The 25,040-nt window shown below is 60.5% G+C and carries 21 protein-coding genes; 9 read left to right on the forward strand and 12 right to left on the reverse strand.

The window, feature by feature from the left end:
• Positions 1–80 precede the first annotated feature (80 nt).
• Positions 81–1,700 carry an amidohydrolase family protein gene (locus ACFC5L_RS09315; RefSeq protein WP_375203215.1) on the forward strand — a complete coding sequence of 540 codons (1,620 nt, stop codon included), beginning with the start codon at positions 81–83 and terminating at the stop codon, positions 1,698–1,700.
• A gap of 8 nt (positions 1,701–1,708) precedes the next feature.
• A complete protein-coding gene (locus tag ACFC5L_RS09320; RefSeq protein ID WP_375203214.1) occupies positions 1,709–3,094 on the forward strand; it encodes an amidohydrolase in 1,386 nt (461 codons plus the stop codon).
• A gap of 27 nt (positions 3,095–3,121) precedes the next feature.
• On the opposite strand, the gene ACFC5L_RS09325 is transcribed toward ACFC5L_RS09320, so the two are convergent.
• Both ACFC5L_RS09325 and ACFC5L_RS09330 read right to left on the reverse strand, forming a co-directional pair.
• Positions 3,122–3,442: a polyhydroxyalkanoic acid system family protein gene (locus tag ACFC5L_RS09325; protein ID WP_375203213.1), complete on the reverse strand. Its 321-nt coding sequence runs from the start codon at positions 3,440–3,442 to the stop codon at positions 3,122–3,124.
• A 65-nt stretch (positions 3,443–3,507) separates the two neighbouring features.
• Positions 3,508–4,386 carry a dienelactone hydrolase family protein gene (locus ACFC5L_RS09330; RefSeq protein WP_375203212.1) on the reverse strand — a complete coding sequence of 293 codons (879 nt, stop codon included), beginning with the start codon at positions 4,384–4,386 and terminating at the stop codon, positions 3,508–3,510.
• 594 nt (positions 4,387–4,980) lie between these two features.
• On the opposite strand from ACFC5L_RS09330, the gene ACFC5L_RS09335 reads away from it, so the two are divergent.
• Entirely contained in the window at positions 4,981–5,352 is a 372-nt protein-coding gene (locus ACFC5L_RS09335) for a DUF1499 domain-containing protein (RefSeq protein WP_375210752.1), read from the forward strand.
• On the opposite strand, the gene purN is transcribed toward ACFC5L_RS09335, so the two are convergent.
• The 3 genes from purN to ACFC5L_RS09350 form a co-directional block, all read right to left on the reverse strand.
• Positions 5,349–6,002, reverse strand: a complete 654-nt coding sequence (gene purN / locus ACFC5L_RS09340) for a phosphoribosylglycinamide formyltransferase (protein ID WP_375203210.1) — start codon at positions 6,000–6,002, stop codon at positions 5,349–5,351. The two genes, ACFC5L_RS09335 and purN, sit on opposite strands and share 4 nt — an antisense overlap.
• Positions 6,002–7,009, reverse strand: coding sequence for a phosphoribosylformylglycinamidine cyclo-ligase (gene purM / locus ACFC5L_RS09345; protein WP_375203209.1), 1,008 nt, complete (start codon positions 7,007–7,009; stop codon positions 6,002–6,004). The genes purN and purM overlap by 1 nt, the downstream gene beginning before the upstream one ends.
• Positions 7,010–7,111: 102 nt before the next feature.
• The gene (locus ACFC5L_RS09350) at positions 7,112–8,368 is read right to left on the reverse strand and encodes a serine hydrolase domain-containing protein (protein ID WP_375203208.1); all 1,257 of its coding nucleotides are present in this window, start codon (positions 8,366–8,368) and stop codon (positions 7,112–7,114) included.
• Between the two features lie 196 nt (positions 8,369–8,564).
• On the opposite strand from ACFC5L_RS09350, the gene ACFC5L_RS09355 reads away from it, so the two are divergent.
• The 4 genes from ACFC5L_RS09355 to ACFC5L_RS09370 all read left to right on the forward strand — a co-directional run bounded on the left by ACFC5L_RS09355 (position 8,565) and on the right by ACFC5L_RS09370 (position 14,571).
• Positions 8,565–9,953: a DUF2066 domain-containing protein gene (locus ACFC5L_RS09355; protein WP_375203207.1), complete on the forward strand. Its 1,389-nt coding sequence runs from the start codon at positions 8,565–8,567 to the stop codon at positions 9,951–9,953.
• Between the two features lie 100 nt (positions 9,954–10,053).
• Positions 10,054–10,758, forward strand: a complete 705-nt coding sequence (locus tag ACFC5L_RS09360) for an AAA family ATPase (protein WP_375203206.1) — start codon at positions 10,054–10,056, stop codon at positions 10,756–10,758.
• A gap of 35 nt (positions 10,759–10,793) precedes the next feature.
• Complete coding sequence (locus tag ACFC5L_RS09365) at positions 10,794–12,974, forward strand: RNA degradosome polyphosphate kinase (RefSeq protein WP_375203205.1); 2,181 nt, start codon at positions 10,794–10,796, stop codon at positions 12,972–12,974.
• A gap of 88 nt (positions 12,975–13,062) precedes the next feature.
• Positions 13,063–14,571 carry a Ppx/GppA phosphatase family protein gene (locus ACFC5L_RS09370; RefSeq protein ID WP_375203204.1) on the forward strand — a complete coding sequence of 503 codons (1,509 nt, stop codon included), beginning with the start codon at positions 13,063–13,065 and terminating at the stop codon, positions 14,569–14,571.
• A gap of 6 nt (positions 14,572–14,577) precedes the next feature.
• On the opposite strand, the gene ACFC5L_RS09375 is transcribed toward ACFC5L_RS09370, so the two are convergent.
• The 7 genes from ACFC5L_RS09375 to ACFC5L_RS09405 all read right to left on the reverse strand — a co-directional run bounded on the left by ACFC5L_RS09375 (position 14,578) and on the right by ACFC5L_RS09405 (position 22,027).
• Positions 14,578–15,417, reverse strand: a complete 840-nt coding sequence (locus tag ACFC5L_RS09375) for an SDR family oxidoreductase (protein WP_375203203.1) — start codon at positions 15,415–15,417, stop codon at positions 14,578–14,580.
• A gap of 125 nt (positions 15,418–15,542) precedes the next feature.
• Positions 15,543–16,244, reverse strand: coding sequence for a VPLPA-CTERM sorting domain-containing protein (locus ACFC5L_RS09380; RefSeq protein WP_375203202.1), 702 nt, complete (start codon positions 16,242–16,244; stop codon positions 15,543–15,545).
• 172 nt (positions 16,245–16,416) lie between these two features.
• On the reverse strand, positions 16,417–18,048 hold the full coding sequence (locus ACFC5L_RS09385) for a CTP synthase (RefSeq protein WP_375203201.1): 1,632 nt from the start codon (positions 18,046–18,048) through the stop codon (positions 16,417–16,419).
• A gap of 85 nt (positions 18,049–18,133) precedes the next feature.
• Positions 18,134–18,631, reverse strand: a complete 498-nt coding sequence (gene secG, locus ACFC5L_RS09390) for a preprotein translocase subunit SecG (RefSeq protein ID WP_375203200.1) — start codon at positions 18,629–18,631, stop codon at positions 18,134–18,136.
• A 187-nt stretch (positions 18,632–18,818) separates the two neighbouring features.
• Positions 18,819–19,658, reverse strand: coding sequence for a 2OG-Fe(II) oxygenase (locus ACFC5L_RS09395; protein ID WP_375203199.1), 840 nt, complete (start codon positions 19,656–19,658; stop codon positions 18,819–18,821).
• A gap of 115 nt (positions 19,659–19,773) precedes the next feature.
• Positions 19,774–20,205 (reverse strand): hypothetical protein, encoded by a 432-nt coding sequence (locus ACFC5L_RS09400; RefSeq protein WP_375203198.1) that lies wholly within the window; start codon positions 20,203–20,205, stop codon positions 19,774–19,776.
• Positions 20,206–20,209: 4 nt separating this feature from the next.
• The gene (locus tag ACFC5L_RS09405) at positions 20,210–22,027 is read right to left on the reverse strand and encodes a DUF885 domain-containing protein (protein ID WP_375203197.1); all 1,818 of its coding nucleotides are present in this window, start codon (positions 22,025–22,027) and stop codon (positions 20,210–20,212) included.
• A 277-nt stretch (positions 22,028–22,304) separates the two neighbouring features.
• Here ACFC5L_RS09405 and ACFC5L_RS09410 point away from each other — a divergent pair, with 277 nt between their 5' ends.
• Together ACFC5L_RS09410 and ACFC5L_RS09415 are read left to right on the forward strand one after the other, a co-directional pair.
• Entirely contained in the window at positions 22,305–23,714 is a 1,410-nt protein-coding gene (locus ACFC5L_RS09410; RefSeq protein ID WP_375203196.1) for a pyruvate dehydrogenase complex E1 component subunit beta, read from the forward strand.
• Positions 23,715–23,718: 4 nt separating this feature from the next.
• Entirely contained in the window at positions 23,719–25,038 is a 1,320-nt protein-coding gene (locus tag ACFC5L_RS09415; protein WP_375203195.1) for a pyruvate dehydrogenase complex dihydrolipoamide acetyltransferase, read from the forward strand.
• Positions 25,039–25,040: the final 2 nt, after the last annotated feature.

Here is a 25,040-nt window from a genome sequence, read left to right on the forward strand (position 1 = left end):
GGGCGCTCCCGGTCATGCAGCGCCGGGCTTTGCGTTTCCGGCGAATGGGTTAGACTGGCCAAAACAAAAGGGGTTTCGGGGTGATAATCAGACAGTTTGCGCGAATTACAACAATCGCCGCGACGATTGTCGCGTTTCTTTTTGCCGTGGCGGAGGCGCAATCCGTGCCGGACCGGTCCCTGGGTGAGGGGCCTTATGACCGGCTTGTGATCCGCGGCGTCACCGTCATCGATGGGGCGGGCGCCCCGCCTTTCGGGCCGGCGGATGTTGTTGTTGAAGGCGGCCGGATCACCGGGATTGTGCCCGTGGGCGCCCCGGGCCTGCCGATCAATCAAAACCGGCGCCCGGAGGCGGGCGGGCGCGAGATTGACGCCGACGGCATGTATCTCCTGCCGGGCTTCGTCAACATGCATGGCCATATCCATAATGAGGATACGGGCCAGGGCGTGCCGCCGGACTACATTTTCAAGCTCTGGCTCGCGCACGGCATCACGACTGTGCGTGAACTCGGCAACGAGGCGGGCGCGGCGTGGACCTCCGGCGTTGCGCGGGCGTCGGCGCGCAATGAAGTCGATGCGCCGAACATCTATCCTTATCCGGTGTTTCGCGGCTGGAGCGCCGGCGACGTCGACACGCCGGACGAAGCGCGGATGCGCATTCGCCAGTTGAAGCGCGACGGCGCCGTGGGCGTTAAATTCTTCGGCGCGCCGGAAGAGATCTTATGGGCTGGTTTGGAAGAGGCGAGAAAACAGGGCCTCAAAACCACCATGCACCACGCGCAGCTTGATGTGGCGCATGCGGATGTCATGGATACATCGGCGCATGGTCTCGGCTCCATGGAGCATTGGTACGGCTTGCCGGAAGCCCTGTTCGACGATCGCACGCTTCAGGATTATCCCGTCGAGTACAATTACAATGACGAGCAGCACCGCTTTGAGAACGCCGGCAAGCTCTGGAAACAGGCCGCAGGGCCTGACAGCGACCGCTGGGAAGAGGTGATGTCGACGCTTTTGGAGCGTGAGTTTTCCATCATTCCGACCTTCTCGATCTACTCTGCAAGCCGCGACTGGATGCGCAAGCGCCGCGCTGAATGGCATGACGAATACACTATGCCGTCGCTTTGGAAGTTCTATGCGCCCGACCGCAACGCCCATGGCTCTTACTGGTTCGACTGGGGCGCGGAACAGGAAGCGGCGTGGAAGGAAAATTACCGCCTGTGGATGCGCTTCATCGAGGAATATAAAAATCGCGGCGGCAAGATCGGCGTCGGCGAGGATGCGGGCTACATCTATTCCACCTATGGCTTCGGCTTCGTCGAAGAGATGGAGATGCTGCGTGAAGCCGGTTTTCATCCGCTGGAAGTCATCAAGGCGGCGACGCTCGACGGCGCAAAAATTCTCGGGCAGGACGGCGAGACCGGCTCCATTCAGGTGGGCAAGCGCGCCGATCTTGTGATCGTCGGGGGAAATCCGCTCGCCAATCTGAAAGTGCTTTACGCCACGGGCCATGTGAAGCTCGACCCCGAGACCAATCGTCCCGTTCGCGTCGGCGGCGTTGACTATGTGGTGAAGAATGGCGTCGTTTATGAGGGCGCGAAACTGCGCGACGACATCAAGGCGATGGTTGCCGGCGAAAAACAGCGCCTCGGCGTCGCGCCGGGGCCGATGCCGATTGTCGACTTTGAATTGCAAGGAAATTGAGGACGAGAATGAAAAAGTTTCTGTTATCCGCCGCCGCTGTCTTTGCGCTGACGGGCGCCGCCCAGACGGCCGCGCAAGCCGATGAACTGACTGATGCGGTGGCTGAGGATTACGACTACGTCTTCAATCTTTACAAGCACTTCCATGAAAATCCGGAGCTTTCCTTTAAGGAGAGCGAGAGCGCCAAGCGCATGGCCTCGGAGTTGGAGGGGCTGGGCTTTACGGTCACGACCGGCCTTGGCGACAAATGGACCAAGGCCAAGGCGAAAGCCGAGACCGGCGAGGTGCGCGAGGGCGTCGGCGGCTATGGCCTTGTGGCGGTGATGGAGAATGGCGAGGGGCCGACGGTTATGCTGCGCGCCGACATGGATGCGCTCCCGCTGGAGGAAAAAACCGGGCTTCCCTACGCCTCTAAAGTCGTCGCTGAAGATTACACCGGCCAGACTGCGCCGGTGATGCACGCCTGCGCCCATGACAGCCATATGGCGATCCTGATCGGGACCGCGCGCCGCCTTGTCGCCATGAAAGACCAGTGGTCGGGCACTTTGGTGCTGATCGGTCAGCCTGCGGAGGAAATCGGCTACGGCGCCATGGCGATGATCGATGACGGTCTCTACAAGAAGTTTCCAAAACCCGATTACGTGCTGGCGACGCACACTTCCGGCTGGGACGCCTCCTGGGACGTCACCTATACGCCGGGCTGGGCGCTCGCCAATGTCGATAGCGTCGACATCATCGTGAAGGGCGTGGGCGCCCATGGTTCGGCGCCGCATATGGGCAAGGACCCGGTGATGATCGGCTCGCAGATCGTCACCGCGCTGCAAACGCTCGTCAGCCGCGAGATCAATCCGCAGGATGACGGCGTCGTTACGGTCGGGTCCTTCCAGGCCGGTTACAAGCACAACATCATCCCCGATCAGGCGCATCTTAAAATCACCGTGCGCTCTTATTCGGACGACGTCCGTAAAACCCTGCTCGACGGCATCGAACGCATCGCCATCGCGCAGGCGCAATCCGCCGGCTTACCCGAAGACCTGATGCCGGAAGTGAAATTCGCGAGCGACTACACGCCCGCCACCTATAACGACGAGGAGATGACGATGCGCGTGATGAGCGCCATCGCCGGGCATATCGGGGAAGATCATGTTTATGAACGTCCGGCCAGCATGGGCGGAGAGGATTTCTCCCGTTTCGGGCGCACCGCGGATGACATTCCAACGGTGATTTTCTGGACCGGCTCCGTAGACCCCAAGGCCTTCAAGGCCGGGCAGGAAGGCAAGGCGCCGATGCCGCCGGCCAATCACTCGCCATTCTATGCGCCGCAGCCTGAGCCTGCGCTCAAAACCGGCGTCACCGCGATGACGGCCGGTGCGCTGGAATTGCTTGGGGAGTAAATGGTTTTTGGCAGGCGGGTGCTGGGGCTAAGATTTATGCTCCAGCAGGATCTGGCCCTGCTTTTCGATCTTGCCGGAAATGGATTCCGCCAGTGACGCGAGCAGGCCGGGCAGGGTCGCCGTAATGCGCACATGCTGCGGAAAGACGTCGATCGCGCCGGTGATGGTCTGGCCGAGACCTTTGGCGGTGAAGGTGAGCGTGTCTTCGCTGGTCCATTCCTCTGAGAATTTGAACATCAGTCCGTTGGTCATCGATCCCTTTAACTGATCGAAACCGTCGCGGATGCGCGCCCGCGCGCCCTCTTTTCCGAGGTCGTGGGAAATGGTGACGGTGACGGGCCGGGCCATGGACGCTCCTTATGCCTTGTTGAACGCCTCAAATGGGGTTTCGTTCCCGCGTGTTCAAGTTTGCGTCAGGCGAGCGCATCGGCAAACAGCGTCAACAGATGCGACCAGGCATGCTCGGCTTGCGTGTGGTTGTAAACGCGCGAATCCGGCGGGCACCAGCCATGCATGGCGCCTTTATAGACTTCGATTTTCGCAGGAAGTCCGGCGGCGTCATAGGCTTCGCGCAGCTTCACTTTTGCTTCCGGATCGCGCTCATCGTCATTCTCGGCGATGGCGATCAGCGCAGGGGCTTTCATCTGCGGGACGAGAAGATGCGGGCTGGTGGGTTCATCCGTTGCAAGACCGCCGCCATGAAACGATCCGATGGCGCCGATGCGGTCAGGCATCGCGGCGGCGCAGCGCATGGCGAAAGAGCCGGTCATGCAATAGCCGGTGACGCCGATCTTGCGTTTTTTGTCGACCTGGCCGCTCTTGTCGAGAAACTCAACGAACGCTTTGCCGTCTGTCACGGTTGTTTCCGGCGAAAGAGAACGGGCGTGCGGCAACAGGCGCTCGCGAACCTTCGGATCGGAGAAGCTTTCGCCTTCCTCGATGACGTCGCCCTTCGCCGTGCGATAATACGGATTTACAACGAGTACGGAATAACCGGACTGGGCGAGCCGCTCGCCCATCTGCCGGAAGGCGGGGCGGATGCCCATAATATCCGGCCAGATGATGACGCCGGCGTGTTTGCCGTTTTTGGGGTGAACGAAATAGGCGTCCGCCTCGCCGTCGGGCGTCTGAATGGTGACGTTGCTCGCTTCCACCGCCATCGCGTTCGCAGGCGCCGGAAGAATTATTGCAGCGCCCGCGCCGGCGGCGAGGGTCGTGAAATCTCGCCGGGACAGGCCCTTCATCCTTTTCAGATAAGCTTCGTTATCGGCGACGGTGTTGTCATCACACATAAGGCTGGCGCTCCGGTTAGGTAAAAATCGCGTGAAAGATGTGTTTCTAAGGCTATCGCAAGCGCGCTGACCCTGCAAATTGAGGACTTTGTGCTGTCCTGTCGTGTCTTTACTGGCAGGTGCAATTGAGTGTCGGTTGCGCTATGTTCCGGCCGGGGCTGGAAACGTATCAAGGGGCGTTTAATGAGAATTCTGACATTGCTTTTGGGTTTGGCCGCGCTTGGCTGTGCATTGGCGATTGCGCTCGCCGGACCGGGAACGCAAATGGGCTGGTGGAGCTGGGGCGATGGGCTTGGCCTCATCCGCAAGGTTTCGGCGCCGGTGGAACTGGGGCCGGTCGGCCTGCCGCCGGTCTTCACCCTTGCGGCGCTCGCCGGGATCGCCGGGATCGCAAGCTTTTTCATGAGCGCCCGCGGCGTCGGTCTGTTCGCAATCGCCGCCGCTGTTGCAGCGCTGGCCGCGGGACAGGTTCCATTGAAAATGCGGGCGGCCTTTGAAGGCAATCCGTTCATTCATGACGTTACCACGGATTTCGAAAACCCGCCGCAGATCATCGCCGGCGCCGATAAAGAGCGGATCAATCCTCCGGACTATATGGGCGATGATCTGGTTCCTAATTCCGACAAGACAGTGCGTGAAGCGCAGGAAGAAGCTTTTCCCGACCTTACGCCGCGCAAGGTGAATGCGAGTCTCGATGAAACGGCGGAGATCGTGCGCGTTATCCTGAGCGACATGAAGATGGAGATGCTCGACGAAACATTGACCGACGATGGTTGGCGGCTGGAAGCGGCCTATACGTCGCAATGGTTCGGGTTCGTCGATGATTTTGTCGTGCGGCTGACGCCGGAAGGGTCCATGACGATCGTCAATGTGCGCTCAAAATCGCGCGTCGGCGGCTCTGATCTTGGCGCGAACGCGGCGCGGGTGCGGGCGTTTTTCGAAAAGCTTGAATCAGCGACGTCTTAAATAACGGGCGGGTTGATGAGCGCGCCTTGCGCGGCGACGCTTTCGTCATAGGTGACGGTGGCGCCCGTAAGCCGCGCTTTGCCTTCAATGAGAAGACGAAGGCAGGCCGGATAAAGCCTGTGCTCTTCTTCGAGGATGCGCGCTGCGAGTTTGTCAGCATCGTCGCCGGGCAACACCGGCACGGCGGCCTGGCCGATGATGGGCCCGGAGTCGACTTCTGCAGAAACGAAGTGGACGGTGCAGCCGGCGAGTTTGACCCCGGCCTCGATCATGCGCTCATGCACATGCAAGCCTTCAAAGGACGGCAGCAGTGAAGGATGGATATTGATGAGCCTTCCGCGCCAGTCGCTGGCGAAGCCGCCGGTCAATACGCGCATGAATCCGGCAAGGCAGATGAAGTCAATCTTTGCGGTTTTGAGCGCGTCGTTGAGCGCCGCGTCGAAATCCTCGCGGGTTTCAAAATCCTGGTGATTGATGACCTCGCGCTGGATCCCTTCCAGCCCCGCCTTGTCGAGACCCGGCGCCTTCGGGCGGTTTGAAATGACGAGGGCGATGTCGGCCGGATAATCGGGATCGCGGGCGGCGTCGATCAGCGCCTGCATGTTGGTGCCGCGCCCAGAGATGAGAATGGCGATGCGCGCTTTCGCCATTACGACGCGCTCACAATGTCGCCGATGATGTGGGCCGTCTCTCCAGAAGCGGTCAGGCGCGCCAGGGTCGCCTCGACGGCTTTTGGAGAACACACGACGACGCCGCCAATGCCGCAATTAAACGTGCGGCGCATTTCTTCGTCGGAAAGCCCGCCTGCTTCTTTTAACCACTGAAATAATGGCGGCAACTGAAGGGCGCCGTCATCGAAGCGCGGCGCCAGGTCTTCGGTCAGGACGCGCGGCGTGTTGTCGGTGAGGCCGCCGCCGGTGATATGCGCGAAGGCTTTGACGTCTTCATCGTCGAGAAGACCAAGAATGCTTTTCACATAAATCCGTGTCGGTGCGATCAGCGCTTCGCCCAACGTTTTCGATGAATCGAACGGCGCAGGAGCGTCATATTTTGCGCCGGCGTCAGCGGCGATCTTGCGGATCAGCGAGTAACCGTTCGAATGCGCGCCGGAAGAGGCGAGGCCGATCATCACATCGCCTGCGGAGACCTTGCGCGGCAATAACCGGTCCCGCTCTGCGGCGCCGACACAAAAGCCGGCGAGATCGTATTCGCCCGGCCCGTACATGCCCGGCATCTCCGCGGTTTCACCGCCAATGAGAGCGCAGCCGGCTTCGGCGCAGGCGCGCGCGATCCCGGCGACAACGCGCGCCGCCGTGTCTTCATCGAGCTTGCCGGTCGCAAAATAATCGAGAAAGAAAAGCGGCTCCGCGCCCTGCGCCAAGACATCATTGACGCACATGGCGACGAGATCGGATCCGATCGTGTCATGCAGGCCGGTCTCGAAGGCGATCTTCAGCTTGGTGCCGACGCCGTCCGTGCCGGAAACGAGGATCGGGTCTTTGAAGCCCGCAGCCTTCAAGTCGAAAAGCCCGCCGAAACCACCGAGCGCTGCGTCCGCGCCAGGGCGCGCTGTCGCTTTTGCGAGCGGGCCGATGGCGTCCACCAGCCGTTCGCCGGCATCAATGTCGACACCCGCTTTTTTATACGCTTCGCTCATGGACCAATTGTCCTTTTTTAAGGCCTGATCAGGTTCCGGTGTTTGGGCGCCTTCTACGCAGGGTTGGCCGCCCAGACAAGCGCGGCCAACGCCGTGTCCGGGCTATTGAGACCCGGCGAAGACCGTATCCATACCCTCCAGCGCCAGCCAGTCCTTGGGCGGCTGGCTCAGCGTCAGGTCCAGAAACATCGGCGCAATGCTCCACAGGCGCCTGCTGCGCGTATTGGCGAGAACGACAATGCCCGCATTCAGTTCCGGGATGAAGGCGATTTGCGCCCCATAGCCGTCAACCGAGCCGCCATGAGCAATGATGCGCTTGCCGGCATAGTCATAGACGCGCCAGCCATAGGCGTATTGCGATGAAGCCAGATTCTGCATGACCGATCTCATGCGCCGCGTTTCGGAAGGCGTGTTCACCTGCGGCGTGTGGATCAGGTCCAGCACAGAAGCGGAGAGCACTTCCGGCGCATCGCCAAGCTGCGCTTTCAGCCATTGCGTCATGTCTGTGATGCTGGCGTTGACGCCGCCGGCCGCGGGAACGCCGTAATAAGGCTGTTTGACCTCGACTACATGCCAGGGATTGGGCGGCGCGTCGCGCGACTTTTTCCGGTCGCGCAAATGCGGGCGCGCCCAGTCGCCGGTTTTCGTCAGGCCCTCGGCGCCAATGGAGGCTGTTGTCATGCCAAGCGGCGTGAACAGGCGCGTTGAGACCAGATCGGCGTAAGGCGCGCCATAGGCCGTTGAGACGGCGCGACCTGCGAGATCGTAAGTGATGTTTTGATAGGTGTAGCATCTGCCGACGCCGCAGATCGGCTTCACTTTGCGATATTGCGGCAGGATCGACGTCGGCGGCACGCCCGCTTCGAGAAGATTGTCATAGGCGTTTGGCGGTAGCCCCGTGCGGTGGCTGAGAAGATGCGCCAGGGTCAGGCTCTTCTCAGCGCCGCCGGCCAGCGCCAGGGTAGGCGCGAAATCGATCGCCGGCGCATCGAGCGACAATTTTCCTTCGCTGACGGCGAGGCCCGCAAGGCTCGAGGCGAATCCCTTCGACAGGGAGGCGATGCGAAACAGCGTGTTTGGCGTTACCGGTTGACCGCCGCCGATTTCCGTCACGCCGTAGGTTTTTAGAAACTTTGTCTCGCCATTGCGGACGACGGCGACGGCGAGGCCGACAAAATCGCCGCTTTCCATGGCGCGTTCAATCGCTTCATCAAGCTGGTCGAGCTGGCTGTCCTCAAGGCTCAACGGGGCGAATGGCGTCAGCGCGGTCGGGGCGCCGTCGTCGGCGGCGTCCAGGGCGGCGGCCGGCAAGCCGGTGATTCCCGCCAGCAACAACAAGAAGGCCAGCCATCTGCCCATACACAACTCCTTCATGGTCCGCCTGTTTTTATGCTGGGCGCTGCTGCGCTGCGTCAAGCGCCGTGAGGGTGGGGAAATCATGCCTGAAATATCGTCAAGACAGGCGCTTCCGGGGTCGTTTCCGGGGGCGGGTCCGGCTATAAACGGCCGCAATCGGTGGTTATAATCGCGGCGCCTCGCGAAAACGGAGTTCTGAATGACCATAATTCGGCGTGCATTGATGGTTCTGGCCGCTCTCATGGCCTCGATCCCGGCGGCTTATGCGGCTGGCGACGACGTTTTCGTGGTGCCTCGCGTCACGGTTCAGGCCCAGGCTGACAGCGCTACGGCGGCGAAAAACATCGCCCAGCGCCAGGGCCGCCGCAAGGCTATCGAAATTCTGCTGCGCCGCCTCACGATCGAGGATGACTGGCCCTATCTGCCCCGCGTCGGCGCCGCGGCCGAGACCATTTCCCCGGACGGCCCCACCGCCAGCGTTGTTGATCGCACGGTGATCCCGCTGAGCGACCAGACCCTTGAGGATCTCGAATCCGGTTTCGAGGTCTATAACGAGAAGAGTTCGGCCAACACTTATCGCGCCTTTATCACCTATCGCTTCAAGCCGGCGTCGGTGCGCCGCCTGTTGCGGGAGGCGGGCATTCCCTATTCCGAGGCGCAGACGCGTACGGCGCTGGTCCTGCCGGTTCTGCAAACGGCGAACGGCCTTTATCTTTGGGAAGAGAACAATCCATGGATGGCCGCATGGAAAATTCGTCCTTACAACAATGAACTGACGCCCATGACGGCGCCGCTGGGCGATCTGGAAGACACCGCCGTCATCAGCGCGCGTCAGGCGCTGGCGCTCAATACGGAAGCGCTTGCGCGCATGGCGGAGCGCTATTCGGTCAGCCAGGTGATTGTCGCCCACGCTTATCTCCAGCAGGCCGAGGGCCAGTACAAGCTGCGTGTGCGCCTGATCAACGGGTTCCGTGAATCCGCAGAACTGAACGATGCAGACGACATGCTGAACCGGGTGAGCGCTGACGGCGCAGCGGAATTCGGCGGCGCCTTGCAGGGGCCGGCGACAAACACCTTCATCCCCGCCAAGGTCGGCGATGTGCTGGCGGAAGCGTGGTTCACGCGCGAGGCGGGGAATTTCCCGACGCTCGCTGAGGAGGCGATTGAGGTCGTCATCGCCAAACACGCCAAGCCCTGGAAAGAGCAGACGCTGATCGATCACACCGAGGCCGCCTTGCTTGAAGCGAGCGCCTATTTCCGCTCCCTCGACGAATGGGCGAAAATCCGCTCGGCGCTGATTTCGACGCCGCTTGTCGGGTCTGTGCAGGTGCGGTCCCTGTCGCGTTATGGCGCGGAGATGCTGGTGCGCGCCTATGGCGATCCGGACAAGCTGATTGTCGCCATGGAGGCGCAGGGCCTTGCTCTGTGGAGCGAAGATGGCGAGCGCTGGATGGTGGCGACGCCTTCGACGGCGCAGCAAGTGCGCGGTGACTCCCGTCGTCGCGGACAGCGCTTCGGCGCAACGGGCGAGCAGACTATTCCGGTGCAGCCCGCATCCTATGAGGAAACGCCGGACACGCGTTATTAAGCTGCCTTTATGCGCGGCGAAGGCGGCGTGTCCGCTTTCGAAGACAAGAACGGCGACGCCTTACCGGTGCGCCGCTATATGATTGTGGGTGAAAGCCCTTTTGACCGATAAACCAGAGCCGACCTTCATGTCCCTGACGGCGCGCCAGCTTCCGCTTGATCTGCCCGAAACACCGCCGCGCTACGACCGGGCGTCATTCGTGCGCGCGGACTGCAATGACGCCGCCTGGCGCGCGGGCGAGGCCTGGCTTAAATCCTCGGAGCCGGCATTGGTTATTTGCGGGCCTTCAGGCGCGGGAAAAACTCATTTCGCCCATGCGCTGATGGAGGGGCTCGACGCCGCGACGCTCACCGCTGATGCGCTCGCCGCGGCGCCTTATGGCGACGGGCTTGCGATCATCGACAATATGCCGGCGGAAGATCCGCGCGCCTTTCTGGCGGCGTTTGAAGGCGGGGCGAGCGAGGGCCGCCGTTTCCTTCTGGTCGGAGAGGGCCATCCCGGGTTCTGGTCCGGCGGGCTCAAGGATTTGCGGACCCGGCTGGAAGCTGCGCCCCGGGCGATCCTCGCCGACCCCGACGAAGCGCTCATCCGGGCGGTCATCGCCAAGGGTTTCCGCGACCGTCAGGTGGCCGTGTCCCCGGCCGTCATTGAATATGCCGTCCCGCGCCTGCCGCGCACTTTTGTGGCGGCGCGCGCATTTGTTGCGCTTGCGGACCGGGCCGCCCTCGAAGAAAAGCGGAAAATAACGACTCCTTTGGTTCAAAAACTTCTTGATAACCTTTCTGAAGGCGATCCGGCGGCATAAAAGAGCCTCGTAGCATTGCTGATGAGGAGAGCGCCGTGGCGGCGGATGACGGAACCAGACAGAATGTTGACGGCGCCGCACGGATTGCGCCCGACGCGCCTTCGCGTTTCATCAACCGCGAATTGTCGTGGCTGGCCTTCAATGGCCGTGTTCTTGAAGAGTCCTTCAACGAAAACCACCCGCTTCTGGAGCGGCTGAGATTCCTGTCGATCTCCGCCAGCAATCTTGACGAATTTTTCATGGTGCGCGTCGCTGGTCTTCGCGGACAGGTGCGCGAAGGCGTTTCAGCGCTGAGCCAGGAAGGTCTGCCGGCGCAGGAACAGCTGACCATGATTTCCGAACACGCCGCCGCGCTGATGAGCGAGCAGCAGCGTTGCTGGCGTGAGTTGAAACCCTTGCTACGTGACGCCGGCGTTGTCGTCATCGACGAAGATGAACTGAGCGATGCGGACGCCGAATGGCTGGAAGAAGAGTTCCAGTCGAACATCTTTCCGATCCTGACGCCTCTGGCGCTTGATCCGGCCCATCCCTTTCCGTTTGTGCCGAATATGGGATTCGCCCTTTGTTTTGAACTGACGCGCGCCGACGGTCAGCCGATGGAGGCGATCCTGCCGGTGCCGGTGAAAATCGGCCGTTTTATCCGCTTGCCCGATGCGCCCGGCGGCGAGGAAGCCCGCCCGCCCGCGCGATACATTTCGCTTGAAAAAACCATCGTCCGGTTCATTCATCACGTCTTTCCCGGCTTTGAAATTGCGTCACATGGATCGTTCCGTGTCTTGCGCGACAGCGACGTAGAGATCGAGGAAGAAGCCGAAGACCTCGTCCGCGTGTTCGAAACGATGCTGAAGCGCCGCCGCCGCGGCGACGTCATCCGTGTCAAGATTGACGCGGGCACGCCTCAGCATTTGCGCGATCTTATCCGCGAGCGGCTGCAGGCGACAGCGCAGGACATCGTTCTTGTGGATGGCATCCTCGGTCTTGCGCAGGTGAATGAGCTTATTCCCGCTGACCGGCCCGATCTGCAGTTCGCGCCTTATGAACCGCGCTTTCCGGAGCGTATCCGCGAACATGGCGGCGATTGTTTTTCCGCGATCAGGGCGAAGGACATTCTCGTTCATCACCCTTACGAGTCGTTCGATGTGGTGGTGCAGTTCCTGAAACAGGCCGCCGCCGACCCAAAAGTCGTCGCTATCAAGCAGACGCTTTATCGCACATCAAAACAGTCGCCTATTGTCGAGGCGCTGATCGAAGCGGCGGAGGCCGGCAAGAACGTCACTGCGCTCGTTGAGCTCAAGGCCCGTTTCGACGAAGAGGCGAATATCCGCTGGGCGCGGGCGCTGGAGCGCGCCGGCGTCAATGTGGTTTACGGCTTTCTCGAGTACAAAACCCACGGAAAACTCTCGGTTGTCGTCCGTCAGGAAGAGACCGGCACGCGCACCTACACGCATGTGGGCACGGGCAATTACCACCCGATCACGGCGAAGATTTACACTGACTTGTCGCTCTTTACCTGTGATCCGGCGATTGGACGCGACGCGGCGAAAGTCTTTAACTTCATCACCGGTTACGCCGCTCCGGAAAGCTTTGAGAAATTTGCGGTGGCGCCGCTGAACGCCCGAGAACATATCGTCAAGCTGATCGACAAAGAGATCAAGAACGCCCAGAAAGGAAAGCCTGCGGCGATCTGGATGAAGATGAATGCGCTCGTCGACGGGGCGATCATCGACAAGCTTTATGAAGCGTCAAACGCCGGTGTGCAAATCGATCTCGTCGTGCGTGGCATTTGCTGCTTGCGGCCGGGCGTTCCGGGCCTTTCTGAAAATATCCGGGTCAAGAGCATTGTCGGGCGGTTTCTGGAACATGCGCGCATCTATTGTTTCGGCGCCGGCGACAGCCTGCCCAATCCGGACGCCAAGGTTCTTGTTGCTTCCGCTGACTTGATGCCGCGCAATCTCAATCGCCGGGTCGAAGTTTTCTGTCCGGTCGAGAATGCGACGGTGCACAGCCAGATTCTCGATTATATCATGGTGGCGAACCTCAATGACGAGGCGCAAAGCTGGAAGCTCTTGCCGGATGGCTCTTATGAGCGGGTGAAGCCGAGCGGCGACGGCGAGCCTTTCAATGTCCACACCTATATGATGACCAATCCGTCCCTGTCGGGCCGCGGCGCGGCGGTTGAACTCAGCGCCCCGCGCGAGCTCAAGCGCAGAAAATAAACGGTGGCAAAGGGCGTTGTCCCTGCGAATCGGGAAAAACTGACGGATGGCGGCACGTCGCCGAACCGTTTAGAATGCGCCTCCAGGCATGATTTCGCGTAACGACATTTCCTCGATGAACCGGCCCCCGGCGAACATGCGCCGCGCCGTGGTCGACATCGGGTCGAATTCCGTTCGCCTGGTTGTTTATGACGGCCCTGCGCGTGCGCCTCTGCCGATTTGCAATGAAAAGGCTTTATGCGGGCTTGGGCGCGATATGACGCCGGAAGGCGGGCTCAATCCGGCGGCTGTTGAAGATGCGCTTTCAACGCTGAAGCGGTTTCGCCATGTGCTTGACGATCTCGGCCGCCCGCCGGTGACCGCCATTGCAACCTCTGCGGTCAGGGAGGCAACGGACGGTCCGCGGTTTGTGGCGGCCGCCCAAACGATCGGTTTCGACGTTGAGGTCATCTCCGGCGGAGAGGAAGGCGAGCTGGCCGCGCTTGGCGTAGCGTCGGTGGAGCCGGGCGCTACAGGGCTGGTGGGCGATATGGGCGGTGGCAGTCTTGAACTCGCCGTCCTTGAAAATGGCGAGCCCGGCGAGCGTCTCAGCCTCCCCATCGGGCCGTTAAGCCTCATGCGCTCTGCAAATGGCGATGTGAAAGCCGCTTTGGCCATCATTGAGGATCACCTCAAGGCCGTGCCGTTTTTGGAGAAAGGCGCATTCGATACACTCTATGCTGTCGGCGGCGCCTGGCGCGCGGTTGCGCGCATCCATATGAGCGTCAAAAACTATCCGTTGCCGGTGCTGCATCATTATGAATTGACCCCGGCGCAGGCAATTGAGGTCTGTGACCTCGTTTCCCGTCAAAGCCGCAAATCGCTGGAAGAGATACCCGGCATTCCGCGCCGGCGCATCGACACCTTGCCGCTAGCGTCCATCGTGTTGAAGTCCGTCATTACGCGAATGAAGGCGAAACGGGTTTGCATGTCGTCCGGCGGCGTGCGCGAAGGGCTCCTCTATCGGCACTTGTCGCGGGAAGAACGGGCTTCCGATCCGTTTCTTGACGCCTGCCGTTTTTATGCGGGCCGTCTGGCGCCTGACCCTGCCTTTGGTGAAAAGGCCTTTGATGTCATTGAGCCGCTTTTTGCCCGTGACGACCCCGATGGCGCGCGGTTGCGGTTCGGCACAGCGCTTCTTTGCGATATCGGCGCCTATTTTCATCCCGATTTGCGGGGGCGGCACGCTTTTGACACAGCGCTGCGCGCGCCATTCGCGAGCGTCAGCCATGAGGAGCGCCTTTGGATGGCGCTCGCCCTGTTCCGCCGCCATCAGGGGCGCTCAGCAGCGCCGCCCAATGAGCAGGCCATGGCGCTTTTATCGCCGGACGCGCAGCGGCGTGCGACGCAATTCGGGCTTGCCATGCGCTTCGCCGCCGCCATTGCGCCAAAGGCGCCTGCGGCGCTCGAAGGATGCAGCCTCGACGCGCGCGAAGGCGAACTTATTTTTCGTGCGCCGTCAGACCGCCAGGCGTTGATGGGCGAGACGCCGCGTCGCCGCTTTGTCTCGCTCGCCGCTGCATTCGACGCGATCGCCGCGGAGCAATATGAGGACTAAGGCGGATTACTTCCGGTATTTGGCGAGTCCGTTGACGCGCTCCAGCACACGGTCGGTGACGCCGGACGGCAGAAGATTTCGCAAAGCCAGCGCATAAGACATTTTGAACGGCGCGGTGTAACGCGAATGCGGATTTTCCGCTGTCAGGGCGTGATGGACAGCTTCAGCGACAACGACAGGCGAGGGCGCCGTCGGATGCTGCCGTGAAAACCAGGCTTTGAAAGTGCGCACCTGATCCCCGTAAGGATCGTCATTTTCATAGTTGGCGAGCATCTCCACTTCATGCTGGCCGAAGGGCGTATTGATCGCGCCGGGCCGAATGACGGAAACCTTGACGCCATAGGGCACAAGTTCGCGCCGGAGCGAATCCGACATGCCTTCGACCGCATGTTTCGTGGCTGCGTAAGCGCCCTGGAACGGTGAGGCGATGCGTCCCGTCAGCGAGCCGACATTGATGATGCGTCCGCGCCCCGCTGCGCGCATTTGCGGCAGCACGGCCTTCGTCACGGCCACAAGGCCGAAAAGGTTGGTTTCGAATAACCTGCGCCACTCATCGAGGGGGAGCTTTTCAACCGGCCCCATCGCGGAAACGCCTGCATTGTTGATGAGCCCGTAAAGCCTGATCCGTTCATCTGCGATTGTTTTTAGCGCAGCCTCAATGGAGGCCTGGTCGGTGACATCCATTTGCAGGGGCGTGATGCGCCCCGATCCAACGGCGGTCAGCTCTTTCAGCTTGTCGATCCGGCGCGCCGCTGCAAACACGCGAAAGCCTTTATGAGCGAGGAAGACGGCGCATTCCTCGCCAATGCCGCTGGATGCGCCGGTGATAAGAACGGATTGAAGCAAGGCGGCGGTCTCCTTTTGCGGCTTGCGCCAAGTCTACCGGCTGCCGTCTGGCGACGCAAAAATAAAGGCATAAAAAAAGCGCTGCAGCCGAAAGCTGCGGCGCCAGTCTGGCTTCATGGGGAAGCTTACCGCGATGCGATGGGGTCGCGGCGTTTGCGGGCGGCGAAACCAAGACCCGCAAGTCCTGAGAGAAGCAGCGGCAGGGCGGCCGGCACCGGCACTTCGCTGGCGTTGACAGTCAACTGGGCGATGGAGAAACCGCCTTCCGGCGTCAGCGCTTCGATCAGGAAGGACATGCCTGTACCGAGGAAGCCGATGACATCCTGCGCTGCGATAACGCCAACCACCATGCCGTCAATGGTCAGGCGGAAGTCACCACAAGGGCCTTCATCGCCAAAGCTTGAGCAATTGACGTCGCCGCCGGCGTTGAATTCAACATCCGTGACGGTGACTTCTTCATCGAAAGTGAAGGCGATCGATTCGCCCGTATCGAACTGGGTCTGGTCGTCATTCGGGTTCATTTCCGAAAAGGCGCCAAGACCTGAATCACCGGGCACCACATCCTGAATGAGGCGGGTCGGCTGGCCTTCGGCGAACGCGACGACATTTAAATTGACGCCGTCGAGCTCGTAATCAAAGCCGGCGGCGTCATTGATGGTGCAGTAGTCAGAACCGACAGTGCCGCAGTCGCGGGCATAGTCTACGCCTTCTGCGCCAAGCGGCGTGACATTGTTGCCGTCGCCTTTGAATATGAATGTTGTTGCGTGGGCCGCGCCTGTGGAGGCGGCGAGCGTCGCGGCGGCGATGGCTAAATGACGAAGTCTCATATTGATTATCTCCCGGTAGTAGAACTGCACACAGGGGAGGAACGCGGCGGGATCAGCTTCGTTCCGCATTTGAGACAAAGTTTTTTCAAATTATTTCCATATTGCGTTCTGGCGAGCGAAAGGGCGATCGCTTTTCGTCTTTAAGGAGAAATATGGACGGGTGAGCCCGCGCCTAGACCAGGCGCGAACGCTTGACCGCAGCGTCTATAAAGGACGCAAAGAGGGGGTGCGGATCGAACGGACGGGATTTCAGCTCCGGATGATATTGGACGCCGATAAACCACGGATGGTCCGGAATCTCCATAATCTCGGGCAATTCACCGTCAGGCGACGTGCCTGAGAAAATGACGCCATGGGCGGCGAGCCGGTCGGCCCAGTTTTTGTCCACCTCGAAACGGTGCCGGTGGCGTTCGGATATGTCTTCCGAGCCATAGATTTCGGCGACGCGGCTGCCCCGTTTGAGGCGCGCCGGATAGGCGCCGAGGCGCATGGTGCCGCCAAGGTCGCCGTCCTGTTTGCGGGTTTCGGTTTCATTGCCGCGCACCCACTCGGTCATGAGGCCGACCACCGGCTTGCCGCACTGTGAGAACTCCGACGAGCTTGCGTCTTTTTCACCGACCAGGTTTCGCGCCGCTTCGATCACCGCCATCTGCATGCCGTAACAGATGCCGAAATAGGGGATCTCTTTTTCACGGGCGAATTGCGCCGCCTTGATCTTGCCTTCTGCGCCGCGCTCGCCAAAGCCGCCGGGCACGAGAATGCCATGGACGCCTTCAAGGGCGGAGATCGCCTCTTCTTCCTTTTCGAACTTGTCGCTCTCGATCCACTCGATATTGACGCGCACATTATTGGCGATGCCGCCATGGGCGATCGCCTCGATGAGCGACTTATAGGCGTCTTTCAGGACCGTATATTTGCCGACCACAGCGATGGTGACTTCGCCATCGGGAGCTGTGATGCGTTCGACAATATTTTGCCAGCCTTCCAGCTTCGGCTCTGGCGGGTTCTTGACGCCGAAGGCGTCGAGCACTTCGCTGTCAAAGCCTTCCTTGTGATAGGTCAGGGGCACTTCGTAAATCGTGCGGCAATCGAGCGCCTGCACCACGGCGGATGAGCGGACGTTACAAAAGAGCGCGATCTTGCGGCGCTCGTCTTGCGGGATGTCGCGGTCGGCCCGCACAAGCAATACGTCCGGCTGAATGCCGATCGCGCGCAGTTCGCGCACCGAATGCTGGGTGGGTTTGGTTTTGAGCTCACCCGCAGACGGGATGAACGGCATCAAGGTCAGATGGACATAAACGGCGTCGCCGCGCGGCAGTTCGTTGCCGAGCTGGCGGATGGCTTCGAAGAAAGGCAGCGCCTCAATATCGCCGACCGTGCCGCCGATCTCGCATAAAACGAAATCCGCGCCGCCGGCGTCAGACAGGACGAACTGTTTGATGGCGTCAGTGACATGCGGGATCACCTGCACCGTCGCGCCGAGATAATCGCCGCGCCGTTCGCGTTCGAGAATATTCGAATAGATCTGCCCGGTCGTCACATTGTCGCCTTTTGAGGCCGACACGCCCGTGAAGCGTTCATAGTGACCGAGATCGAGATCGGTCTCCGCCCCGTCATCGGTGACAAAGACTTCGCCGTGTTGATAGGGCGACATAGTGCCGGGATCGACATTCAGATAAGGGTCGAGCTTGCGCAATCGAACCTTGTAGCCACGCGCCTGAAGGAGCGCGCCCAACGCCGCCGAAGCAACACCTTTTCCGAGAGACGACACCACGCCGCCGGTAATGAATATGTACCGCGCCATGGAAGTCCGTCTTAGCGAAGATTCCGTCAGGGGCAAACGCTATTTTTAAAAGATGCGAAAAAGGCCGAAATCGCGGGGGGAAACGTTATTCCTGCGGCGTTTCTTCTTCAGACGGGGCCTCGTCGGCCGGCGCCGCCGGCGCGTCGGCTTCGCCGCCCGGCTGGGTCTCAACGCCAAGATCTTCAAGCAGGTCTTCGGTGGTCGCCGGTTCGTTCTCCGCCGGCGCCGTTTCTTCGGCGCCGAGAGAATTCAACAGGTCGTCAGCGGTAATGTCGGCGGGATCGGTCGTGGTCTCGACAGCCGCCGGGGCGCTGGCCGCGCCGGTCAGCTCGTCAATCACCCGCTCATCGTCTTCCCCGCCGCCGGCGCGGATCGCGAGAATCAGGGATGTGGCGAAAAAAGCCGCCGCCAGGATGGAGGTGGTGCGCGTCAGGGCGTTTGCCGCGCCGCGGCCGGTCATGAAGCCGCCGCCGCCCCCACCGCCGCCAAGGCCAAGGGCGCCGCCGTCAGAGCGCTGCAGGAGCACGACGCCGATCAGGGCGATCACGATAAGGGTGTGAATCGTAAGAATGACGGCGGTCATGAATGTCTCTCTTGGCGCTGGGGCCGGGCCTCGTGGAGCCTATTTAGGGAGCCGGGCCGCGATGTCAAAGACAGGCAAGCGGGGCCGGGCGGAAGGGGCCGGGACATAACGGAAACCCCTCAATTCCGCAAGGCCCGCTCCCGGACGTCCCCGACTGCGCCAAGCGCCGCGCCCCGTAGCCTTTCGGCTAGCGGGCCAGCTTGCGCCGCACCCGGGCCACCTGACGCATGAGCACCGGCGGCAAGACGTCCTTCAGGAACTCGTCGGAGCGCACATGCCAGTCATAACGGTCATGGGTGCCGGGCCGGGCGTAGAACTGGGTGGTCTTGGAGGCTTTCGTCTCGTCCCAGGTGGAGGTGTAGTAATAAAGCGCGATGGACCGGCGTGCGCCGCCATTCGGATGATTGATCGGCTTCGGGTGGCCGTGCATGGACTGGCCCGTCGTCGTGAACATCACACAGCGATTGGCGAGCGGCAGGATTGACTGAACCTGCTCTGACATGTCCGTGCGCCAAAGCTCAAGCTGCCCGCCATATTCCTCTTTCCAGTCCGGGTTGAGATAGATGAGGACATTGACGCGGCGTTCGAGATCAAGCGGCTTGTGATGGTTAAAGTCCGCATGCATGTCGAGATGACCGCCCTGGCGGGTCTCGTGAAAACCGCCGCCGAGGTAAAACGGATCGGGGATAAGCCCCCTGATGCCGGTGATGTTTTCAACGATGCGAATGAAAGGCCGCGAGTTGAACGCATAGAAAAGATGACGCAGCTCCGGCTCCATATTGTCCGGATGATAGCTGGTCTTGTAGCGCTCCTGATCGCGGTCAAAGCTTTCGCTGCCCGGATCGGGCCTTTGAGGAAACTTTTCAATGCACAGATTGATCAGGTTTTCAGGCAGGAAGTTGTCGATAGCGATATGCGGGAAGGGATCGCCAGAAGCGTAGGTCTCGCTCAGCTCCTTGCCGAGATCCTTGACCGCGTCAAACTCAAAAAGGGTCGGGTCCTTCGGGTTGGTGGGAAGATACGACATGGGACTTCGCGCCTTTATTAACTCACTTGGATACTGCCCTTTAGCATGCATAGAACAGGCCGCGCCGCATTGACAAACGTCAAGTTAACGCGGGCGTTGAGATATCCCGTTGTCGTTAGTTTTTGATGACCAGCGGCAGGAGCAGGGCCGCGGCCAAAAAGATGATAAGCGCTAAAATCGCGGTCTTGAGCGAGATTTCCGCCGGCAGGAAGCCCAGATTAACCAACACAAGGTAAACTAGCGCAGCGCCTGCGAGCCAGATCACAAAAGCGAGTTTGAGTGCAAATGCTACGGTCTTGCGCCGGGCGTTAGCGAACAGCCAGACCATAGCGAACGCATAGATGAAGTCGGAAACGAGACTCACCAGTTCTTTTACGATGGGCGGCCAGGGCGGCGTAAATCCCATTTGAGCCGCTTCGCCTGCTGCGTCCCATAACTGGCCGAGCAACAGATTGTTGCCCAGCCAGCCAAGGATATTGAAGCCGAGTCCGAAAACAACCGTCCACAGAAGAATTCTTGGCCTGGCGTTTTCGGACTGATCAGACATTGCTCTATGCTTTCTGGTCCTCGACCCAGTCGTCAGCGACCTCGCGCAGGATGTCGAGGGGCATGGCGCCATTGATGAGGATCATCTCGTTGAAATCGCGCAAGTTGAACTTGTCGCCAAGCTCTGCTTCGGCTTTTGCGCGAATATCGAGGATCGCAAGCTGGCCGGTCTTGTAGGCGGTGGCCTGACCCGGCCAGACCACATAGCGTTCGATTTCACGCGTGACTTCCTCTTCGGTCATGCCGGTTTTTTCTACCATGTAGGCGATGGCTTCTTCGCGCGACCATTTTTTCGCGTGCATGCCGGTGTCGACCACAAGACGCACGGCGCGGAACATTTCCGCCTGAAGCCGTCCGAGATCGCCAAGCGGATCGTCCGCATACATGCCCATGTCCTGCGCCGCGAGACGTTCAGCGTAAAGCGCCCAGCCTTCGGTGTAGGCCGAGAAGGGCGAGAGGGTGCGCAACATCGGCACATTCTTCATTTTTTGCGATACCGAAATCTGGAAGTGATGGCCGGGCGCGGCTTCGTGATAGAGCAGCGTCGGCAATGTCCAGCGCGGATTGTCGGTGGTGTTTTTGAGGTTGATGTAGAACCGGCCCGGACGCGAGCCATCGATGGCCGCCTGATTGTAATACCCGCCCGGCGCGGAATCCTGCGAATATTCGGGCACGCGCACGATCTCCAGTTCCTGATCCGGAATGGTGGCGAAAAATTCCGGCGCTTTCGCCATCACTTCGTCATTCAGCTCGACAAGGTAATCGAGCATCTGTTGACGGCCTTCGTCGGTGTTCGGAAAATTATGCTCGGGCGCAGTCATAAGCGCTTTCACGCGTTCCGACACGGCGCCTTCCGTATAACCTTCCGCGGTCATGATGGCGTCCATTTCGGTCTCGATGCGCGCCACTTCCGACAGGCCGACATTGTGGATTTCGTCGGCTGTCATGTTGGTTGTTGTGTTGGACTTCAGAGCAGCGGCGTAAATCTTGTCGCCGTCCGGAATGCGCCAGATGCCGGCGTTGTGATCGGTGTTTTCAAGCAGCTCTTCATAAAGCGCGATCATGGCTTCGTAACCGGGGATGACCTCGGCTGCGACCGCGTCCTCAATTTCCGCGAGATAAGCGGCCTGTTCCTCGTCGCTAAGGCCGTCAATCTCTTTCAGCTTGTCCGGCATGGTCGTGACAAGCGGGTTTTCTGACGCGCCGCCCTCAATGAAAGAGCGCATGACGCCGAGCGACTTTTCGATGATGAAATCCGGGGGCACAACGCCGTGAGCGCGGTCGTCTTCAACCCTGGCTTTGACTTCGCCGAGCACGCGGCCGAATTCGTTAATGCGGGAGATATAGCGTTTGACGCTTTTCTCGTTCTTGATGACATGGGTGTCGGTGAGGAATTGCGGGAGATCCACCGTGACGCCGGAATTTTGCACCACGCGATACCCGCCATATTCGAATTCCGCCTGACGGATAATATCGTCAAAGAACCAGGCCGTGATTTCCCATGACAGCAGCTCCTGGCCGTCAAGCCCGTCAGGACCGTATTTGTCGAGACCGGCCCGCGCTTTTTTCAGCTTGGCCATGGTCTTTTCGTCCTGGGCCTTGGTGTAGTCGGCGAGCTTGCCGGAATGGAAATCGAGGGGCGTGTTGTCGATCATGCCGAGCCCGGTCAAGAGCTCCGGCGAGTCGACCGCCAGCTGAATGGTCACTTTGTTGATGTAATTGTTCACCCCGACCGGCGTGAACCAGAACCACATGGCGGCGCCCGCCACGGCCAAAATAACGAGCAGCAACAGCCCGCCGAAAATTCTTCCAATCAGTCGCATGGAAACGCCCCTCCTAGGTTGTTCGTGAAATGTCCCCTACAGGCGACTATGGCGCCGTTTCTTGAGGCTGGCGAGTTCGTTCCGCCGCGTCGAAGCGCGCATTCATCGTGTTTCCGGTCGGCTTTTTGCGCCGCATCAAGAAATTCTGCATCTATTGTATGGATTTAGCTGCGCATATTAGCTCTTGTCCGCTTCCCGGCGCAGCGGCTAGGAAGGGCCGAACGGCCGGCGTGCTGCTCCAGATCGCGGGCCCCAGATCGAAAGTCGAGACATATCAATGCCAACGCCGATCCTCATGCCTGCTCTCTCGCCGACTATGGAAGAGGGCACCCTCGCCAAATGGAATGTGAAAGAGGGAGACAAAGTCTCGTCCGGAGACGTGATTGCGGAAATTGAGACCGACAAGGCGACCATGGAAGTCGAGGCGGTGGATGAGGGGACCGTCGGAAAAATCCTCGTCGCTGAAGGAACGGAGAATGTGAAGGTCAACGACCCCATCGCCGTTCTGGTGGATGACGGGGAGAGCGCTGACGATATCGACGTCTCGAAGCTGAACGGAGCCGCCCCGAAAGAAGAGGCCCAGTCGGAAGCCAAGTCAGCACCTGAGGCCGGGGGAGAAGACGAGCCAGCCGGGGAAGAAGCCGCCCCACCGCAGCCCGCTGTGACCGCCGCAGCCGATCCGGAACTTCCCGCCGATGTGGAGATGGTCCCGACGACGATCCGTGACGCGCTGCGGGACGCCATGGCCGAAGAGATGCGCCGTGACCCTGACGTCTTCCTGATGGGCGAAGAGGTCGCGGAATATCAGGGCGCCTATAAGGTCTCGCGCGGGCTCCTCGACGAGTTCGGGCCGAGGCGGGTCGTCGACACGCCGATCACCGAATATGGCTTCGCCGGTCTCGGCGTCGGGGCCGCCTTTGCAGGGCTGAAACCCATTGTCGAGTTCATGACATGGAACTTCGCCATGCAGGCGATCGACCACATCATCAACTCAGCCGCGAAGACGCGTTACATGTCCGGCGGTCAGATGGGATCGCCCATTGTGTTCCGCGGCCCCAACGCCGCCGCAAGCCGCGTCGCCGCGCAACACTCGCAGGATTACGCCGCGTGGTATTCCAACGTGCCGGGCCTGATCGTGATTTCGCCTTACTCGGCGTCTGATGCCAAAGGTCTTCTGAAGGCGGCGATCCGCGATCCGAACCCCGTTGTCTTCCTCGAGCATGAATTGCTTTACGGCGACACGATGGATGTGCCCGAGGTCGATGACTGGGTGTTGCCCATCGGGAAAGCGAAAATTGCACGCGAAGGAACCGACGTCACCATCGTTTCCTATTCCCGCGGCGTGAAGTTTTCATTGGAGGCGGCTGCGAAGCTCGAAGAAGAGGGCGTCTCGGCGGAAGTCATCGACTTGCGCACGTTGCGGCCCATGGACGTCGAAACGGTGCTGGAGTCCGTGCGCAAAACCAATCGCGTCGTCACGGTGGAAGAAGGCTGGGCGCCCTGCGGCGTCGGCGCCGAAGTCGGCTGGCAGGTGACGCAGCACGCTTTCGATTATCTCGATGCACCGCCCGCGCGCGTGACGCAGGAAGACGCGCCGCTTCCCTACGCGGCCAATCTTGAAGCGTTAAGCCTCCCCAATGCGGATAAAATCGTGAAGGCGGTCAAAGCCGTCATGTACAAGGACTAACGGCATGCCAACCCCGATCCTGATGCCCGCTCTGTCGCCGACCATGGAGGAAGGCACGCTCGCCAAATGGAACGTCAAGGAGGGCGACAAGGTGTCGTCGGGTGACGTCATCGCCGAGATTGAGACCGACAAGGCCACGATGGAGGTCGAGGCGGTGGATGAGGGGACCGTCGGCAAGATCATTATCGAGGCGGGCACGGAGAATGTGAAAGTGAACGCCCCGATCGCTGTGTTGCTCGAAGACGGCGAAAGCGCGGGCGATATTGATGTGAGCGCGCTTGATAATAGCGGCAGCGGCGGAACCGCTCCGACGAAAGAAGAAAAAGCCGAAACGCTGAAAAAAGAAGAGGCCAAGCCTGCAAATGGTTCGGCGTCGCCTGCCCCAAAGGCTGCTCCAGCGCCGAAAGCGAACGGCCGCATCCTCGCTTCGCCGCTGGCGAAACGCATTGCGCAAAATGAAGGGCTCGACCTGTCGGCCGTATCCGGTACGGGTCCCCATGGCCGCATCGTCAAGCGCGACGTTGAAAAGGCGATGAAAGAAGGAACCGGCAAAGCGGCGCCCGCCGCTGCGAAACCCGCCCAGATCGCGCCGGCCTCGGTCGATGCGCGGCTCTATCCTGAAGACAGTTATACGGCGGTCAAACTTGACGGCATGCGCAAGGTCATCGCCAAGCGCCTCACCCAGAGCTTCAATCAGGAAGTGCCGCATTTCCCGCTCAATATCGACGTTGAGCTCGACAATCTTTTAGCGGCGCGCACGCGGATCAACGCGACATCGCCCAAAGAGGGTGATGACGCCTTCAAGCTGTCGGTGAATGATTTCATCATCAAGGCGTCGGCCATGGCGCTCAAAAAAGTGCCGGCGGCGAATGCGACCTATACGGATGAGGCGATCCTTCTCCACAAACATGCCGATATCGGCGTCGCGGTGGCGATTGACGGCGGCCTCATCACGCCGATTGTCTGGAAAGCGGAGGAGAAGGGGCTCAAACAGATTTCCGCTGAAGTCAAAGACATGGCGGGCCGGGCGCGCCAGAAAAAGCTGAAGCCTGAAGAGTATCAGGGCGGCACCTTCTCCGTCTCCAATCTCGGCATGTTCGGGATTAAAAGCTTCGCCTCCATTGTGAACCAGCCGCACGGCGCGATCATGTCGGTCGGCGCCGGTGAGGAGCGGGTGGTCGTCAGGAATGGCGAGATGGTGATCCGCAATGTCATGACCGTGACGCTCACCTGCGATCACCGGGTCGTCGACGGCGCGGTGGGCGCGGAGTTCCTCACCGCCTTCAAGGCGTTCATTGAAGAGCCGGCGGCGATGCTGCTTTAAGG

The organism is Hyphococcus sp. (assembly GCF_041986965.1).
Taxonomy (GTDB): Bacteria; Pseudomonadota; Alphaproteobacteria; order Caulobacterales; family Parvularculaceae; genus Hyphococcus.